Annotated in this window: 16 protein-coding genes and 1 other RNA gene; 4 read left to right on the top strand and 13 right to left on the bottom strand. The window is 63.2% G+C overall.

Annotated features, from left to right (window positions below; all coding sequences use genetic code 11):
* Positions 1–15: 15 nt before the first annotated feature.
* From FCS99_RS13895 to FCS99_RS13885, 3 genes are all read right to left on the bottom strand, one after another.
* A complete protein-coding gene (locus tag FCS99_RS13895; RefSeq protein WP_138513583.1) occupies positions 16–1,098 on the bottom strand; it encodes a DUF2336 domain-containing protein in 1,083 nt (360 codons plus the stop codon).
* Between the two features lie 93 nt (positions 1,099–1,191).
* Positions 1,192–1,578 (bottom strand): PAN domain-containing protein, encoded by a 387-nt coding sequence (locus FCS99_RS13890; protein WP_138513581.1) that lies wholly within the window; start codon positions 1,576–1,578, stop codon positions 1,192–1,194.
* The gene (locus FCS99_RS13885; RefSeq protein ID WP_138513579.1) at positions 1,578–3,542 is read right to left on the bottom strand and encodes a putative bifunctional diguanylate cyclase/phosphodiesterase; all 1,965 of its coding nucleotides are present in this window, start codon (positions 3,540–3,542) and stop codon (positions 1,578–1,580) included. Before FCS99_RS13885 ends, FCS99_RS13890 begins: the two co-directional genes overlap by 1 nt.
* 204 nt (positions 3,543–3,746) lie before the next feature.
* Between FCS99_RS13885 and FCS99_RS13880 the strand changes: the two genes are divergently transcribed.
* Positions 3,747–4,577 carry an ion transporter gene (locus FCS99_RS13880; protein ID WP_138513577.1) on the top strand — a complete coding sequence of 277 codons (831 nt, stop codon included), beginning with the start codon at positions 3,747–3,749 and terminating at the stop codon, positions 4,575–4,577.
* Here FCS99_RS13880 and FCS99_RS13875 read toward each other — a convergent pair.
* Positions 4,517–6,481: a transglycosylase domain-containing protein gene (locus FCS99_RS13875; RefSeq protein WP_138513575.1), complete on the bottom strand. Its 1,965-nt coding sequence runs from the start codon at positions 6,479–6,481 to the stop codon at positions 4,517–4,519. The two genes, FCS99_RS13880 and FCS99_RS13875, sit on opposite strands and share 61 nt — an antisense overlap.
* An 83-nt stretch (positions 6,482–6,564) precedes the next feature.
* On the opposite strand from FCS99_RS13875, the gene FCS99_RS13870 reads away from it, so the two are divergent.
* The gene (locus tag FCS99_RS13870; protein ID WP_138513573.1) at positions 6,565–7,020 is read left to right on the top strand and encodes a YcgN family cysteine cluster protein; all 456 of its coding nucleotides are present in this window, start codon (positions 6,565–6,567) and stop codon (positions 7,018–7,020) included.
* Here FCS99_RS13870 and FCS99_RS13865 read toward each other — a convergent pair.
* The 6 genes from FCS99_RS13865 to FCS99_RS13840 form a co-directional block, all read right to left on the bottom strand.
* Positions 7,017–8,234 carry an MFS transporter gene (locus tag FCS99_RS13865; protein ID WP_138513571.1) on the bottom strand — a complete coding sequence of 406 codons (1,218 nt, stop codon included), beginning with the start codon at positions 8,232–8,234 and terminating at the stop codon, positions 7,017–7,019. The genes FCS99_RS13870 and FCS99_RS13865 overlap by 4 nt on opposite strands.
* A complete protein-coding gene (locus FCS99_RS13860) occupies positions 8,234–8,707 on the bottom strand; it encodes a PaaI family thioesterase (protein WP_138513569.1) in 474 nt (157 codons plus the stop codon). Before FCS99_RS13860 ends, FCS99_RS13865 begins: the two co-directional genes overlap by 1 nt.
* Positions 8,708–8,724: 17 nt before the next feature.
* The gene (locus FCS99_RS13855) at positions 8,725–9,225 is read right to left on the bottom strand and encodes an SspB family protein (RefSeq protein ID WP_138513567.1); all 501 of its coding nucleotides are present in this window, start codon (positions 9,223–9,225) and stop codon (positions 8,725–8,727) included.
* A gap of 125 nt (positions 9,226–9,350) precedes the next feature.
* Complete coding sequence (locus FCS99_RS13850; RefSeq protein ID WP_138513565.1) at positions 9,351–9,896, bottom strand: hypothetical protein; 546 nt, start codon at positions 9,894–9,896, stop codon at positions 9,351–9,353.
* A 196-nt stretch (positions 9,897–10,092) separates the two neighbouring features.
* Positions 10,093–10,453, bottom strand: a transfer-messenger RNA (tmRNA) gene (ssrA, locus tag FCS99_RS13845).
* A gap of 113 nt (positions 10,454–10,566) precedes the next feature.
* Positions 10,567–11,481, bottom strand: a complete 915-nt coding sequence (locus FCS99_RS13840) for a LysR family transcriptional regulator (protein ID WP_233352840.1) — start codon at positions 11,479–11,481, stop codon at positions 10,567–10,569.
* Positions 11,482–11,585: 104 nt separating this feature from the next.
* Between FCS99_RS13840 and FCS99_RS13835 the strand changes: the two genes are divergently transcribed.
* Positions 11,586–12,260, top strand: coding sequence for a YceI family protein (locus FCS99_RS13835; RefSeq protein WP_138513562.1), 675 nt, complete (start codon positions 11,586–11,588; stop codon positions 12,258–12,260).
* A 24-nt stretch (positions 12,261–12,284) separates the two neighbouring features.
* A complete protein-coding gene (locus FCS99_RS13830) occupies positions 12,285–13,058 on the top strand; it encodes an SDR family oxidoreductase (RefSeq protein ID WP_138513560.1) in 774 nt (257 codons plus the stop codon).
* A 27-nt stretch (positions 13,059–13,085) separates the two neighbouring features.
* Here FCS99_RS13830 and FCS99_RS13825 read toward each other — a convergent pair whose 3' ends face one another.
* The 3 genes from FCS99_RS13825 to FCS99_RS13815 all read right to left on the bottom strand — a co-directional run bounded on the left by FCS99_RS13825 (position 13,086) and on the right by FCS99_RS13815 (position 16,864).
* Positions 13,086–14,132, bottom strand: coding sequence for a DUF3667 domain-containing protein (locus FCS99_RS13825; RefSeq protein WP_138513558.1), 1,047 nt, complete (start codon positions 14,130–14,132; stop codon positions 13,086–13,088).
* A gap of 101 nt (positions 14,133–14,233) precedes the next feature.
* The gene (locus tag FCS99_RS13820; RefSeq protein WP_233352839.1) at positions 14,234–15,823 is read right to left on the bottom strand and encodes a hypothetical protein; all 1,590 of its coding nucleotides are present in this window, start codon (positions 15,821–15,823) and stop codon (positions 14,234–14,236) included.
* A 174-nt stretch (positions 15,824–15,997) separates the two neighbouring features.
* Positions 15,998–16,864 carry an SDR family NAD(P)-dependent oxidoreductase gene (locus tag FCS99_RS13815; RefSeq protein ID WP_138513556.1) on the bottom strand — a complete coding sequence of 289 codons (867 nt, stop codon included), beginning with the start codon at positions 16,862–16,864 and terminating at the stop codon, positions 15,998–16,000.
* Positions 16,865–16,952 lie beyond the last annotated feature (88 nt).

The following is a 16,952-nucleotide window of genomic DNA, read 5'->3' as shown; positions in this document are numbered from 1 at the left end:
GCGGTTGCCTTCGGATCAGGCCGCAACATCCCGGCGCATGCGCCAGAACCGCATCGCCCGTTCGGCATCATTCGGCGTGATCCGGTCGTAGAGCTGGCCCAACTCCTTGGCATCGCGGAAGGCTTCACTGTCTGCCGCGCCGCGCAGAACGGCGAGGGTGACGAACAGGGCCTTGTCGAAACCGGCCGACTTGCAGATCAGGGCCAGCGGGTCGATGCATTCCTGCTCGATCGCGCGCTTGGCGGTGGGATAGTCCACGCTGGCGAGTTCCGCGAAAGCCACGTTGAATTTCACGAATTCACGCTCGCGCAGAAGACGCGCCAGGAGGCTGCCATCCAGCTTCTTGCGGACCGCCATGGCGCGAACGAATTTCTCGGCCTCAACGATGGCCTTGTCTTCGGCCAGGCGCGAAGCGATCCGAGCCCGCGACGCGGCCATGGCCTGTTCCAGAGCGGCCGGGTCGACACCGTCAAAGCGTTCCATGATCCGGTCGCGCAGATGATTTCCGACGGTGACCATGAGGTCGGCGAGAAGATCATTCGGAGTATCGGCCCGGTCAACCAGGGGTGCCTGGAGGCGCGTTGATGTCTCAGCCCGTTCTGTGACCGCTTCAAAGGTTTCGCGCGACAGGCGGGCGCCGTCATTCTCGATCAGGCTGGCGACAGTGTCGTCATCACCATGGCGCACAATCGTGTCGGAAACGCGCTCGGAAACTTCGGGGCGTTGGGAAATGGCCCGCAATTGTTGCTGGCCGGCCTGTTCGGCGATCGACACCAGGTCATCCTCGGACAGGACCGAGGAGCGGCTCAGGATCGGCGCGGCGACCTCGATCGCGTCCTGGGCCAGCTGGAGAACCAGGCCGGAGGGGGCGAGCGGGCTGTCGGCAAAGCGTTCGGCCAGTTCCTCGCGCGCTTCCTGGGCCGTCTGTGCGGCCAGGGAGGAGAGCACCTCATCGAACTTGTTCGACATGGCACTGTCGCGCTCGGGCGGCTCCTCGAAGAAGAGGTCCGTCACTTCACGCAAAAGGGTCCTGCGGCGTTCCGAAGACTTCTCACGCGCCAGATCCACAAGATTGTTCAGCTTACTGATGACGGCCATTGCCCATCTCCGCACCACGCCCGGAAAACAACTCTGCCCCAAACGCGTAAAGAAAGCGTGCGCCCACTGTCGGCAGTTTTAGACGAAACCCGTCTAGTGCCCCGGCGCCGTGACCTCGTGCAGTGCCCGGCTTTCCCGGGATGAGGGAGCCCGGTCCATCGCCATGTCCAGGCGCTCCGCAATGCGAGGCGACAGGCCCGTCGCCTGACCGGGCGCCGGATAGGCTGTCGGAACCGAACTCAGCAGGGCACACATCTCGTAACTTCCCGTCAGGTCGGAGCGGGTCCAGACCCAGGACCGGCATTGCCCGTCCGCCCGGCAGAGGGCGGCGCAGGCCTGCGGTGTTCCGTCATCCATGTCGATGCGTTCATAGACCGATCCGCGCCGGGCCCAGCCGTTGAGGACATCCTCGGCCCCGGCCGGGGCGGCCAGGAGCAGGCCCAGCCCGGTCAGGGCGGCCAACCGGATGATGCGGGCCATCACTGGGCCAGCTTCTTGAGGCGGGACATGGGACGCGGCGAAAAATCGAACGTCGTGTCCAGTGCCGGCGGAATCCGGTCGGCCGGCATGGGTTGTCCGATCAGATAACCCTGTATGTGGCGCGCGCCCATGGTCCGCAGGATGTGCAATTGCGCTTCCGTTTCGACCCCTTCAATGACGCAGCCCAGATCCAGCGTCTGTGACAGCGACAAGAGGGTGCGTACGATCTTGTAGGAGGAGGAGTCTTCCAGAATGCTGGAGACAAAGGAGTGGTCGATCTTCAGCTTCGAAACCGGCAATTGCTGCAGGTATTGCAGCGAGGAATAACCGATGCCGAAATCATCCAGCGCCACGGAATGTCCGGCCCGGCTGATCTGGTCGATCGCCCGGCGCGCCTGGTTGAAATCGCTCATCATCGCGGTTTCGGTGATCTCGAATTCGATGCGGCCGGCGGGAATCCCGCTGTCGCGCACGGTGGCCAGTATGCCTTCAATCGCATTCGGGGACATCAGGTCATGGGTCGAGAGGTTGAACGACAGATTGATCGTGTCGGGCCAGTCCGCCATCGCATCGAGTGCCTTGCACAACAGCGTCCGCGTCAGGGGACGGATCAGGCCTGCCCGTTCGGCAGCGGGAATGAAAACGTCCGGCGTCACCGGCCCCAAGTCCGATGAATCCCAGCGTGCCAGGGCTTCGAACCCGGTAATTCGGGATTTGGTCAGGTCGAATTGCGGTTGAAAGACGACCTTGAACTCGGCGTCGTAGTCGGCCTTCCGCAAGGCCTTGTCGACCTGGCTCGACGTTGTCATTTCGCGTTCCAGCGCCGCGTTGAAGAGCACGGCGCGGCCCTGCAGGGCGCGCTTGGCGAAATACAGGGCATGGTCGGCGCGCTCCATCAGGTCATGCGCCGACAGGTCCGGGTCGTCGCAGATCAGCAAGCCGACCGAGCCGGATCCCTTGCAGGTATACTCACCCAGATCGTAGGGCTCGGACAGGCGGGACTCGATCCTGTGGCCGAGGGACAGGATGGCCTGGGCCGTTTTCGGGTTGGCCGGGGCCAGAATCGCAAACTCATCGCCTCCCAGTCGCGCCGGAAAGGCGGTGGAACCGCCTGCCTCTTCAAGCCGTCGCGCCACAATGCGCAGCATTTCGTCGCCGGCCGCATGCCCGTAGGTGTCATTGACCGGTTTGAAACTGTCCATGTCCACCAGGCCGAGGAAGAAGGCATCTCCGGTCTGCTTGAGGTGTTCGACATGCGTATTGAGTGCCAGGAAAAAGCTGCGACGATTGGGAAGACCTGTCAGGGCGTCACACTCGGCGAGATGGCGGGTCTCGCGGGCCAAGGCTTCAGCTTTCTCGCGGTCACGGACCGCGGCGAGCCGGGCTTTCACGGAATTCAGCACGGCCGTGCGGATGATCTCGGAAATGGCGACACCGGCCGCCACGCCGGACACGCCGACCCAGAAATAGTCGAACACCTGGTCGGGGATGTTGACCTGTAACTGCCAGATCAGGCTGACAAAGTTCAGGATGATCCCCGCTGCGATCGTGCGCCGGGTCGGCAGGATCGCCGCAAAGATCGGCATCATGAGGATGGCGTAGTTCAGGTTTTCGACCTCGAAATAGAGCGTTTGCTGCAGGTTCGAGTTGAAGAACAGGGTCAGGCAAAGAGCCGAGGCGCAGATTTCGAGATGCAGGACCTGGCGCGGGTGGCGCAGGGCGAAAATGATCCCGATGGTTGCCAGGGCACCAATGGCGACAGCGGCCAGCATCTCGCCGTGGTGAGCGTCGCCCGGGAAAAAGAAACGCGATATGAGGTCGAACAGGAAATAGCCCAGAACTGCGATGGCCGCACCGCGGACAATCGGCAGATAGGCGATCATCACTTCATCCTGACGCTGGCCCGGCTGGCTTTCCTGAGCCGGATCCATCATCGGATTTCTGGATTGGAACACTGAACGCATAAACCCACGCCACCCCTCGTTGGTCGTGTTATGCAATGAACCCTGTTAAATGCCGGATAAGCCTTCTTATAAAATTTGAATAATCTCCGGATTTTCTCCGCAGGCAGGTGACACGGACTGATTGAAATCACAGGCAGGCAAGGCTAGGAGCAGGCGTGTCGGATCGTCTGAAAAATCTGCCTGCCAGGGATCAAGGGGGACATTGTGACCGCAATCGTTGAAAGTGCGCTGTTCCGCAATTTCATCATGACGCTGATCGTCATCAATGCGGTGACGCTGGGTCTTGAGACCTATCCCTATGAAGGTGTCTGGTTCACGAACTGGATGCCGATCCTCGACCGGATCATTGTCGGTGTCTTCGTCATCGAGATCCTGATGAAGCTGGTCGCCTACCGGCACCGTTTCTTCCTGAATGGCTGGAACTGGTTCGACCTGGCCGTCATCGCCATCTCGATCGTGCCGTCGGCGGGCGGTTTCTCGGTATTGCGCGCCCTGCGGATCATCCGGGCCTTCCGTCTCTTTTCGGTCATGCCGGACCTCCGCAAGGTTGTGGAGGCCCTGTTGCGGGCCATTCCGGGAATGGGTGCCGTGATCGCGGTTCTGGGCCTGATGTTCTACGTCTCCGCCGTGATGGGGACGAAACTGTTCGGTGTCGATGAGCCGGAGCGTTTCGGGACGCTGGGGGACAGTGCCTTTGCGCTGTTCCAGGTCATGACGCTGGAGGGCTGGGCGACCGAAGTGGCAATGCCGGTGATGGACCATCAGCCCTGGGCCTGGATTTTCTTCGTCGTCTTCATCGTGCTGACCAGTTTCGCCGTGCTCAACCTGTTCATCGCGATCATCGTCGACAGCCTTCAGGCCAAGCATTTCGATGATGAAGAGGCGCGGGATGCGGAAGCCGATGCCGACCGCGATCTCCTGCACAGCGAGGTCAGCGCACTACGCCAGGAAATCGCCGAGCTGAAAGGGCTGGTTCAGCGGTCCGTTTCAGGCTCATCCAGCACCTCGGTGAAGGCTGACGACAAGTCGGAATAGAAGGCGGCCAGGCGTTCCTCCCGCTCCGAGCGGGTGCGCGGCGCCGGAGCTGACAGGGCGCGAGCCGGCAGGTCCTGATGGACTTGCTGCATGAAGTCCCGCCAGATCTGCGCGGGAAGGCCGCCGCCGGTGACATCCTCCATCGGCGTGTCATCATCATTGCCCACCCAGACACCGGCCGTGTAATCGGCCGTGAAGCCGACAAACCAGGCATCCCGGAAGGACTGGCTGGTTCCGGTCTTTCCGGCGGAAGGCCGGCCGGGCAGGGCGGCGCGGCGGCCGGTCCCGGTCAGCACCACATCCTGGAGCATGGTCGACATGGCATGGGCCTGGCTGGCCTGCAGGGCTCGCTGCGCACCGGGGTCGGTGTGCTCGTACAGCACATCACCACGCGAATTGGTGATGGAGGTGATGAAGTAGGGCGCGCGCAGGGCCCCGTCATTGTTGAACACCGAATAGGCCGTGGTGAGCTCGAGCAGATTGACCTCGGCCGCACCCAGGGCAATGGCCGGCAGTTCCGGCAGGTTGGAGCGGATGCCCAACCGGTGCCCCATCTCGACGATACGGTCGATCCCGATCTCGCTGGCCACTTGAGCCGCGACCGTGTTGATCGAGCGCTTCAGGGCTTCCTGCAGGGTCACGAGGCCGCGGTAATTGCCGCCGAAATTCTCGGGCGTCCAACCTTCCAGGTCGACCGGCTCGTCCCAGACGGCGGAGGACGGATCATAGCCGGCCTCCAGGGCGGCGGCGAAAACGATCGGCTTGAAGGCCGAGCCGGGTTGTCGCTGGGCCTGGATCGCCCGGTTGAACTGGCTGGTTTGGTAATCCCGCCCACCAGTGAAGGCCCGGATGGCGCCGTCCGGGGCCAGTAGCATGATGGCGGCTTCGCCGGCATGTTGCTGAGCGCCGTCCCCGTCCAGAACCCGGGTGACCGTGTCCTGGGCTGCACGGGTCAGTTCCGGATCGAGCGTGGTCCGGATCACCAGATCGGGCGCTTCCGAATCCAGCAGGCGGGCCGTTTCCGACAGCGCATAGTCAAACGCATGGCCCCAGTTCGAGGTCGCATTCGGATCGCTTGTATCGGAGACCGGAATGGCGGGATTGGCCAGGGCCGCATCGGCCTGGGTTTGGGTGATGTAGCCGGCCTCCACCATGGCGGCGAGAACCTGGGCGGCCCGTGCTTGGGCCGCGTCGAGATTCTGGGTCGGGTCGAGCCGGCTGGGTGCCTTGGGCAATGCAGCCAGCAGAGCCGCCTCAGCGAGGGTCAGCTCGGTCGCGGACTTGTCGAAATAGCGATGGGCTGCCGCTTCGATGCCGAAGGCCCGGGCCCCGAGATAGATCCGGTTGAGATAGAGTTCGAGAATCTCGGTCTTGGTGAGTTGTTGCTCCAGGGCGATGGCCAGGCGCATCTCCTGGAGCTTGCGCCGCAAATGCCGATCCGGCGTCAGGATGAGGTTCTTCACCAGCTGCATGGTGATGGTCGAACCGCCCTGGACCAGCTCACCGGCGGCGAGATTGCGCCAGCTGGCCCGGACCAGACCCCGCAGGTCGACACCATCATGCTCGTAGAAGCGCTGGTCCTCAATGGCGAGGAAGGCCTGCGGGACGTAGTCCGGCAGGGAGTCCAGTCCGACCGCCCGGGCATAAAGCGGGCCGCGGACGGCCAGAACCTGGCCATTGCGGTCCTGCAGGGTCACGGACGGTTCCCGGCGCACGGACCAGAGTTCAGCGGCGCTCTGCGGGGCGGAGGGAATGTCGTGGAAGGCCCAATACCATCCCGCCAGGATGCTGATCAGCGCGGCCAATAACAGGCCACCCGCCGTCGATCCGAAAATGATCCGGTTGCGGCGCTCGCGGCGGTCGCGTTCCATCATGTGATCCGCGCGAAACGGCTCCTGATACATGGTATAGCCACCCCCGATGGCTGGACCGGACGAAGAGGCCCAGTCTAAAGCCTCTTAATAACGGCGGAAATCAGGCGAGGATCATGACGCAGCCTTTCTGGAAGATGAAATCTTTGGCGCAGATGACCACGCGCGAGTGGGAATCCCTGTGCGACCATTGCGGAAAGTGCTGTCTCATCAAGCTGGAAGACGAAGATACCGGTCTGCTGCTGAACACGGATATCGCCTGCAAACTGTATGACTGCCAGAAGGGCGGCTGTCAGGATTATTTCCAGCGCAAGAAACAGGTGCCGGACTGTGTCGTCCTGACTGCGCAGAATGTGCTGGAACTGCCCTGGATCCCGAAGACCTGCGCCTACCGCCTGATCGCGGAAGGCAAGGATCTGTATGACTGGCACCCGCTGGTCACGGGAGATCCGGACAGTACGCACAAGGCGGGGATGAGTGTGCGCGGCATGGTGCAGCCGGAAACCCGTTTCCAGGATATCGACTGGGATCAGCACATCGTCGAATGGCCCGGCGAGGAAGATGACGGCTAGCGACGGCCATTGGCTAGTTTGACCGCCTCGGGCCGCTGCCGAAGGCGCAGCATGGCGGCGACGCCCAGGAAGGGCCCCAGGGCCAGGGGCGCAAACGCCCAGCTCCATCCGGCCCAGCCGATCCAGACCGGCAGGAGCTGGACGATGATGGCCGTCAGCGCAAAGCCCATGGCGGTTTGCAGGGTCAGCAGGGTGCCGGTCCATTCCGGCGGGCTGAGTTCTGTAATGGCTGCGGAAAACTGGGCACTGTCAGCGATGATCGACATGCCCCAGATCAGCAGAACCGGGATCAGGATCCAGGGCGGGGCCTGGAAGAGCAGGCCGGTCAGCAGAGCACAAGTGCCGGACACGGCCATGGCGAGACTGGTGACCCAGGTGCGGCCATAGCGGTCGGCCGCACGGCCCGCTACCAGACAGGCCACAGCGCCAATGGCGACGACCGAAAAGGCGGTCAGGTCGGCCAGGGCCGCGGAACCGGACCGGGTCTGCCAATAGGCGTGCGCGAAAGGCCCGATCCAGGCCCACATCGCATACAGCTCCCACATGTGACCGAGATAGCCCAGATTGGCGAGACGCAGGGACGGGTCCCGGAAGGCCAGGCTGGCAGCCGCCGAATTGAAGGTTGGCGCCGGTCTGAGGCCGGGCCCGCCCCGGGCCAGGAGTATGAGGCCGGCTGACAGGAGGGCCGCCGCCGCGGACGCGCCGAACGGCCAGGTCCAGGATACGCCCCAATCGCTGGCCGCAAAGGCAAAGGGCAGGGCCGAACCCAGCGTCAGCGCACCGACCAGAAGGCCGACCAGAAATCCGGCATCGCCGCGGGCCCAGCTGGCGGCGAGTTTCATGCCCACCGGATAGACCGCCGCCAGGGCGGCGCCCGCGATCAGACGCGTCGCGATCATGGCGATACTGCCCGGTTCTGTTGCCAGCGCGGCGAGATTGGCCAGGGCGGCCAGGATGGCGCCAGCCGCGAACAGGCGCCGGGGATCGACCCGGTCGGCCAGGCCGAGCAGCGCGCTGGCCACGGCTCCGGCGACAAAACCGATCTGCACCGCGCTGGTCAGGGCGGCCTGACGAAAGGGCGTCAGGGCGCTCGACATGATCATGTCGGGCAGGGCCGCTGCCGCCGAGAACCAGACCGAGAGGGCGGCGATCTGCGCCAGCGCGATGAAGGTGAGGGCGCGGGCCTTGCCGTTCAGGCGGGAGGCGCCGGGCATTAGCGTGCGGCGGGTTTGACCCGGCGGACCTGGCAGGTCGAGCTGGCCTTGGCGGCGATATCACCGGATGGGGTCCAGATCGTGCCTTCCATGAAGGCGACCCGGCCTCCGATCCGCATGGCCTGACCGCGGGCACGGCAGGGCTCCACCGGGAGCGGATTGTAGAAACTCGTCTTCATTTCCAGCGTGGGCACGCCGCAGGTGAAGCGTTCAGCGACCAGAACCGCCAGCGACATGACCTCGTCCAGCATCGCGGTGACGATGCCGCCCTGCACGCTGTCGCGCAGATTGGCCAATTGCTGGGTCGGGTGGAATTGGGCTTCCAGCCAACGTTCCTCGATCGAGAAGTCCAGCAGTCGGAAACCCAGCAATTGCGAGCAATGCGGATGGTCGGCACGCTGGCTGAGATGCGCCCGGATCTGGTCGGCGGTCATAGGCTCGGGCGGCGGGCCGCCGGCGAGATCTGGCGCCACCAATGACGGTTTTCCGGTCACTTCTTGCGGAAGCTGTCGAGCGAGACCACCTGGGCTCCGTCGCCGGACTTGGCGGTCTCGGACTTGGACGGCGACGACTTGCCACCGGCAGCGGCCTGGGGTTCGCTTGCGGGGTCGATCTCGGCGTCGTCGGCATCGCTATCTTGCTCGAATTGCAAGTGGAAACCGACGGACGGGTCATGGAAGCGGGAGATCGCCGAATAGGGCATTTTGAGGTATTTCGGGACGCCGGAGAATTTCAGCGTGACCTCGAATCCGGTCTCGGTGATGTTCAGATCCCAGAATTGATGTTCCAGGACGATCGTCATCTCTTCCGGGTATTTTTCCAGCAGGGTGGGATCGATATCCACGCCCGGAGCAGTCGTGCGGAAAGTGATGTAGAAATGATGCTGGCCCGGCAGGCCTTCAGGTCCTGCGGCCTTGCGCAATGCCTGGCGGACCACCCCGCGAAGGGCATCTTGCGCCATCAGGTCGTAGCGCATCAGGTCCTTGGCCATGTCTCATTCCCCCGGAATTTCCCTCTTGGAAAAGGGGTACTCCATGCCTAGGCAAGGTCAACGCATATCGGCGGTTCCACTGCACATGCGTGCAAATGGCGTGAATCGCCAATTAATTTATAGCCTTAGGCGGTCGGGCGTCCTGACATTCCGGGCATAGCCGGACGGGCGCCGGGGCCGACCTCCTGCCGGTGACTGATCGCGGGCTGCCGGCTGGCTATCGCCGGACAGGCCGAGGAATAGGCTTCCGGACAGTCCGGTCCGCAATGCAGGTCCCGTACGGCACACGGGGTGGGATTCTGGTCCAGCCAGGCCAGGGCCGCAGGGCGGGTGTCGAAATTCCCGATCCGGTAACCGGCTGCGCTCAGACGGACATGAAACTCGGCCTCGCAATCGCCAGGCGGTTGATCGACCGGGCGCAACAGGGCAATCGCCGTACGTGCCGGAATGAATTGAAGAAAAATCTCCGCCAGATTTTCCGCATCCGGACCGTGGCAGAAGCAGACCTGCCCCTTCAGCTCGATCAGGTAATTGATCGGACGGCCTGAAAGATTGGTCTCGGACAGGGCTTCGATGGCCGTGATCTGGTCGGTCCAGCTCATGGACGTGTCCAGAGTCAGGCTGGCCAGATCGTCATGAATCCAGTCGATATGGGGATTGGAAAACGGCATGCGTCATCCTGCGCGGGTGGAGCGGGGCAATATTCGCTATGGTAGTATATTAAAAGCAGGTGTGTGCCGAGACCAGCGGCCAGACATTTGTAATTTATGCTGAATGCGCATTAACCATCCCGCAGGGAATTGTCCCGGCACGCGCGCTGACGCCGCGAGCAGCCCAGCTCTTCAGGTGGCATATCGGGAGCGGGAAAGTGGAGGCTTCTGTTGCCAGGTGCCTCCGAACCCCGCCTGACTCGGCTAAAGGAATCAGGACTTTAAGGCGAGATTACCCGCACTGCATTACGCAGCGAGAGCGACCTCTTCAGCAAAGTTGTCGTTGGCAACTTTCATAAGCGAGCCTGTAACGGGCCTCACCCGGGCGAAAGCAATCCCCTTTACCCGTCTGTCAATCCTGTTTCGGCCCCAAGCATGTCTGCCAACGCAGAGCAGTTATGGTGGAGCCGCCGGGTACTGCCCCCGGGTCCAGTCCGGTTATTACGAGCGCGTTTATCGCCATAGCCGGCAAGCCGGCACCCATAAATATAGGGGATCGGGACGGGGATATGAAGGGGTGGCCGCAGGATGGGCTGTGGGGGACACGCATTGCCGGATCCGGCGGGAATGCAGAGCCCTGTCCATCGTCACACGCCAATGCCGCACTGCGCAAACACCGCGCATTTTAATGTCAGACGCCACGAATTGGGTCGTCAGGCGTTTCCTGGCGCAGCATGTCGCGAAGGAAACTGATCATGGAGCCCACCTTTCGGGGCAGGAAGCTGCGGCTGGGATAGAGCGCCCACGCGCCGGTATCAAACTCTGTCGCGGTGCACTCATGGTCGGGAAACAGATCGACGAGCCGACCGGCAGTGATGTCGCGGTCGACCAGCCAGTCCGCCAACATGACCGGACCATTTCCATCCAGTGCGGCACGGCGCAGGGAGAGGGCGTTGGCAATGATGATGTGTCCGCTTACCGGAACGTCGAAAGCCTGTTCTCCCGGTTTGCGAAACCGCCAGCGTGTCCGGAATTCGGGCAGGGCGAAGCGAAGACAGGCATGGTCCTGCAGGTCCCGGGGAGAGGTGATCTCCGGGTGGCGGGCCAGATAGTCCGGCGCGGCGCATATCCTGTAGCGGGTCGCCAGAATTCGCGTGCTGATCAGATCGCCCGTGGGGCGTGAGGCGAGGCGGATGGCGAGATCGATCCCGTTTGCCGTAATGTCGAGTTGGGCATCGGTGGGGATGAGTTCCACGCTCAGGTCCGGATGCCGGTCGTGAAATTCCCGCAAGTGCGGCACGATGCATTCATGGGCGAAGGCGACGGAAGCCGTCATTTTGAGCGTGCCGGAGACGGTCCGCAATGATCGGGACGCGATTTCGCGAGCGGCATCGAGTTCGTCCAGCAGGGGTTCGATCCGGCGCAGATAGGTCTCGCCTTCCTCGGTCATGCGCAGGGTGCGGGTTGTTCGTTGGAAAAGGCGGAAACCCAGCCGGGCCTCGGCGGCTGCGACGGCTCGCGAGATGGAAGACGGGTCGACATTTTCAACGCGGGCTGCGGCTGCGAAGCTGCCCTGTTGTGCGACAAGCGCGACTGTCTTGAGCAAATCTGTATCCATTCATGCAATTTTTGCATGACTGACCTGAACGCGGAAGCGTTTTTCCCGGCAGGCGGCGTCGGTAGTCAGGGGGCTCACAAAGGGAGACCACCATGAAACACGCCTTGATACCCCTTGCCCTGCTGGGGCTGGCGGCCACCGCCGCACCTGCCATCGCCGAGACGCGCGAATGGACGCTGGATCTCGGACACGCCTATATCGGGTGGGAGGTCGACCATCTTGGCTTGTCGAGCACCCGCGGACAGTTTCGTGACTTTGACGGTCGCTTCCTGATCGACGAACAGGACCCGACCCGATCGGAAATCAGCTTCACGGTTCGCACGGCTTCGATCGACTCCAACCATGTCGGCCGGGACAATCATCTCAGGAATGCCGATTTTCTGGATGTCGAGACCTTTCCGGAGATGCGTTTTGTCTCGACACGCATTGTGATGCAGTCCGAAATCCGGGGGCAGGTGACGGGCGATCTGACCCTGCATGGCGTCACGGCACCATTGACCCTGGACTTCCGGCTTGTCGGAGACCGGCCCTTTCCCGGTTTTCTGCCGAACTATGACGAGCTGCGCGCCATCGGGTTCGAAGCAGAGGGTGTCATCGACCGCACCCGCCACGGCATGACAAATGTGTCCTTCCCCGGCTCACCGGTTCCGGACCTCGTCCGCGTGGACCTTCACTTTGACCTGGTGGACTGCCAGTCGGCCGCGGACACTAATATTCCCTGTCATTGGGGTCGTGTGGCCGGGTTTACGGGGCCGAACGAGCCTTGATCAGGCAGGACGAAGGAGACAGCCATGACAGAATTCGCTGGAAAGACCGTGGTGATCACCGGGGCCAGCCGCGGTATCGGCGAGGCGACAGCCCGCCATTTTGCGGCCCGCGGCGCGTGCGTCGTGCTGGGCGCCCGAGATGAGGCCCGGGTGCAGGAGATCGCCGGAGAGCTTCGGAAGGCCGGAGCCGGGCATGCGTTGGGCCGGGCATGCGATGTCAGCCGTTCGGATGATGTGAAGGCGTTGATCGACCTGGCCCTGGAGGCGGGCGGACGCCTCGATGTTCTCGTCAACAATGCGGGCCTGATCGAGCCAATTGCGAAACTGGCTGACAGCGCGGTGGAGGATTGGGGGCGGGTCGTCGATGTGAACCTGAAAGGGGTTTATCACGGCATGCGTCATGCCATCCCGGAATTGGTCCGGCAGGGCGAAGGCACAATCATCAATCTCAGCTCCGGTGCTGCGACCAGTGCCCTGGAAGGGTGGAGCCATTACTGCGCCACAAAGGCCGCTGTGCTGTCCCTGACGCGGGTGGCTGACAAGGAATACCGGGACGAGGGCGTGCGAGTCATCGGACTGAGCCCGGGCACTGTGGCGACGGACATGCAGGAGCAAATCCGGGCCAGCGGCATCAATCCGGTGAGTCAGCTTTCGCCGGACGCCCATATCCCGGCAGACTGGGTGGCTCGCGCCATTGCCTGGCTGACACGGGGCGAGGCCGATGACCATCTGGGCACGGACTTCTCGTTGAAGACCGATGCCGGGCGCGAGGCCGTCGGCCTGCCGCCCCTGGCGTAGGCTGGGTTCGGCATAGCCCGGTTCGGATTACAGCACGGCCAGCAGGATGAGGCCCATGGCCGTGAAGCCGAGGGCAGAAAGATAACCGGTCAGAAGAAGGGGGAGCCGAAGAACAGCCCCATACCAGCTGGAGCGATAGAAGGTGCGATCACCGCGCCAAGCCTGGATCAGGATCACAATCAGGGCGATGGCCGCGATCAGCGCGGCTGAGACCGGCGTGCTTGGCAGGACCTGTCCGGCGCTCAGCGCCAAGGCGACAACCGGCAGGAAGACGGCGTGGAAATAGAGGCTGTAGATGACATGCTCGATCACCCGTGTGCGCGGGTGAAGAATGAGATTGAGCAGCGCGAAAAAGCCGACCATCAAGACGAGGGCCTGGCCCGTGGCGGCGGATGTGCGCGCTTCGAAGCCGGCGGGATTACTGAGCGCGGCAATTTCAAGCTCCGTGAAAATCGGGTGCAGTCCGCTGGCTTCGGTGAGGGCTGCCATGCAGCGCCGGTCTTCGCTTGTGAGGTGTCGCGGTTTGGGTGAATCACCGGCCTGGAACAGGGTGATGATGATGCCAGTATCCTGGGAGAGACGCAGTGTGCCATCCGGCATGATCTCCTGCGGGCCCGGCGGCACACCGCATAGATCCAGCTGAAGCCCACTTTCCTGCAGGTTTCGATTGGCATTTTCCAAGTCCATCTGGCGCTCGGCGATGCGCGCGGCATCCTGTGACCTGATCACCGTCTCGGTGGGCTGGATCTGTGCGGCCAGAACCCGCACGCCGCCCAGGCTCATGGTCGCGAAAAAGGCCAGGCTGACAAGGAGGTAGAGCCGGATTGGCGGGGTCCAGCGGGCGCGTTGGCCATCGGTATAGCGCCGCGCCAGCTCGCCCGGATTGAGGAATAATTGCTTGAGCGTGCGCCAGAGGCGGCCATCCCAGACAAAGGTGTCGCCGATGAAGTCCGTCACCAGGGTCCGCACCGGCCGGCGGATATCAGCGGCGGACTGGCCGCACTGGGCGCAATAGGGGCCGGAGAGCGGATGCCCGCAATCCGCGCATGACGGCGTGTCCGTGTGCGTCTCCATGGCCGAGTCCCCCTTGAGTCGCGACGACTATAGCCTTGCGGACAAAAAAAGGGGCGCACCGATCGGCGCGCCCCTGTTTCGTGCCTGTGTCCGGCCGGACCCTAGAAGGTGGCCTGGACACCCACCGCAATGATGTCGGTGGTGGCGTCGCGTTCCGACCAAGTCGAGCCGTCCGGGAAATTGCCGCCGGACAGGAAGTTGAGCGGCACCCAACCCTCGGTGTGGATGAACTCGCCAAACAGGCTGACCGACGGGGCGACCATCCGGTTGAGGCCGAACACCCACTGGTCCTGACGTTCCCAGGGGGCGCCGTCATCACCCGCGCGGAAGCGCGAGAATTCCAGGGAGATGTCGACCGGGGCGCCTTCCGGCATGGCGTAGGCATAGCGGCCACCCAGGGTGAAGGCGACAGTCTCCTGAGCTTCAAAGACGCTGAGCGGATTGGTCGGATCCGGCACGGCCGAGCCCGGCCAGACTTCGGTCGTGCTGGCAAATTCGCCCAGCAGGGTGAAGTTGCCGATCTCGCCGACCGAGTAGACAGACCAGCCCGGATTGTTGTCCTGGCAGGCCGTGAAGTGGAAGACCGGATAGGGCTGGCAATAGGCGGTGGCGTGGATGTAGCTGGCGCCGACCATGACGCTGTCTTCGCCCTGGCCCAGCGGCATTGTGTAATTGGCGTCGATCGCGAAATTGTTGACCCGCGACGGAACTTCCGTGTCCTGAACCGGCGAATTGGCGGAGCGGAACTGGGCCCCGCCCTGAACCGCCATGCCGCGCAGGTGGAAATTGCCGTTGTAGTAGCCAACCATGCCGCCATAGGCGAGCGGCGCGAAGGCGTGCCAGCTGGTGGAATTGGTGAAGGGGCTCACCGTGTCCTGCAGGCCGAAGGGCACGTCCATCTTGCCGACGGCGGCGTAGATCGGGCTCTCATCGAGATTGCCGAACAGGACGTAGCCCTTGCGCAGTTGCAGCTGGTTGCGGGTCAGTGCGGTGATCGTGCCGGAACCGAAACTCTGCTCCGGATCGTAGAGGATTTCGGCATAGGCCGTGATCCAGTCGCTCATGCGCGCCGTGAAGGCGAGCTGGGCGTTGTGGACGACGAGTTCCGACACGTCCTCACCGATCTGGTTGGACGAGGTCGGGTGGCGCATCAGCCAGCCGAACTTGGTGTCCGAATTGGAGCGCTGCATATTGCCCAGAACCGTGATGCCGCCCGACAGGGTGACCCGGTTGGGCAGTTCGCCATTCTGGATGGCCTGGAGCTGGATGAGCTGGCGGGTATTCACGCCCTCGGCATGGTCCAGCATGCGATAGCTGTATTCCGGGCTGATCCCGACGAGGCCGTCGGAAATGCGCGAAACCATGTCGGCATGATGGTCGGCCATCGGCGCCTGGGCGGGCGCACCATGATGCTGGGCCATCTGCTCGTGATGCGGGGCGTGATGCTGTGCCATCTGGTCATGGTGCGGGCCGTGATGCGGGGCCGGTGCCGCTTCACCGCTCTCGCCGTCGACATTGACGCCCTGGGCAGCGAGGTATTCCAGCAGGAGCCGGTTGGTCTCTTCGAGCTGTTCGATCCGCGATTCCAGCGCTTCGATCCGCTCGGCCTCGTCATCGGCCAGGGCGGGTGCACCCCACACGGCCATCGCCATGGCGACGCTTGCCGCGCCGCGCATAAGATTGGTTTTCACTTTGATTTCCCCCTCGGGGCTGCCTCTCCGGAGCGCCTGTCCCGCGCTTTCGGGCCGGTTGGTAGTGAGATGCGCCGTTCAGGGCAAGCGGAGAGTGCGATATTCCCATAAATAAATGCGTGTTATTGAGCCACGTGGTGAACAAAGCACACAGATCGCAGGGAAAATGTGGGGCTAACCGTCGGCGGGCTCGTTGATCCGGCGCAATTCCAGCGGTTCGCCAGACCCGGCAGACGCGGCCAGTTCCGCTCCTTGTGCAGCCAGCATGGCGAACAGGGTTTCCGCGTCCTGACGGCGCAGGTCGAGCGCGGCTTTCTCCATGCCTTCCGCAACCACGATTTCCCGTTCGCCCGCGGCGATCTGGTCGAGAATGCGGGTGGCCGCCTCGGCCGGGTCCATGCCGGCCTCGATATTCGCATCGGACACGCCGCGTGCGGCACCGGTGCCAGTCAGGGCATTGCGGGACACACCAGTTTTCACCGAGCCGGGCAGTATGACGGAGACGCTGATCCCGTAGGCCTTCTCCACTTCGGCGCGCAGCGAGTCGTAAAAACCGACACAGGCATGCTTGGCGGCGCAATAGCCCGAGCGGACCGGCGTGCCGATCTTGCCGGCCAGTGAGGAGATGATGGAGATGTGACCGGAGCCGGCCGCGATCATGTGCGGCAGGACCAGCTTGGTCAGGGTCGCCGGGGCGAAGAAGTCCACCTCCATGATGCGTCGATAGACATCCATATCCGTGTCGACGATCAAACTGCGCTGGGAGATGCCGGCATTGTTGATCAAACCGTCAATGCGGCCCTGCCAGGCCAGCGCCTGCTCCACGAGCCCGGGAAGGGCGTCGTAATCCGTCGTGTCGAAGGCGAGGATGAGCGCCTCAGTCGAGAGCGCCTTGCGGGTCTCCTCCAGCGCGTCCGTATTGCGACCGGACAGGATGAGTTTGGCACCGCGTTTCGAAAGCGAGATGGCCAGCGCCTGTCCTATGCCGGACGAGGCGCCGGTGACCCAGTAAATCTTGTCTGCGTAAAACCCGTCGCTCACCTGATCTCTCCCCGGTTGGTGTGAGGCGTCTTCGCCGTCTTGGGGCAGAGACTAGGTGAGCGGGTCAGGTTTGGGTAGGCGGGAACGC

The organism is Maricaulis alexandrii (assembly GCF_005871165.1).
GTDB lineage: Bacteria > Pseudomonadota > Alphaproteobacteria > Caulobacterales > Maricaulaceae > Maricaulis > Maricaulis alexandrii.
The sequence above is the reverse complement of the archived record's forward strand: the minus strand, read 5'-3'. Positions and strand labels throughout refer to the sequence as shown.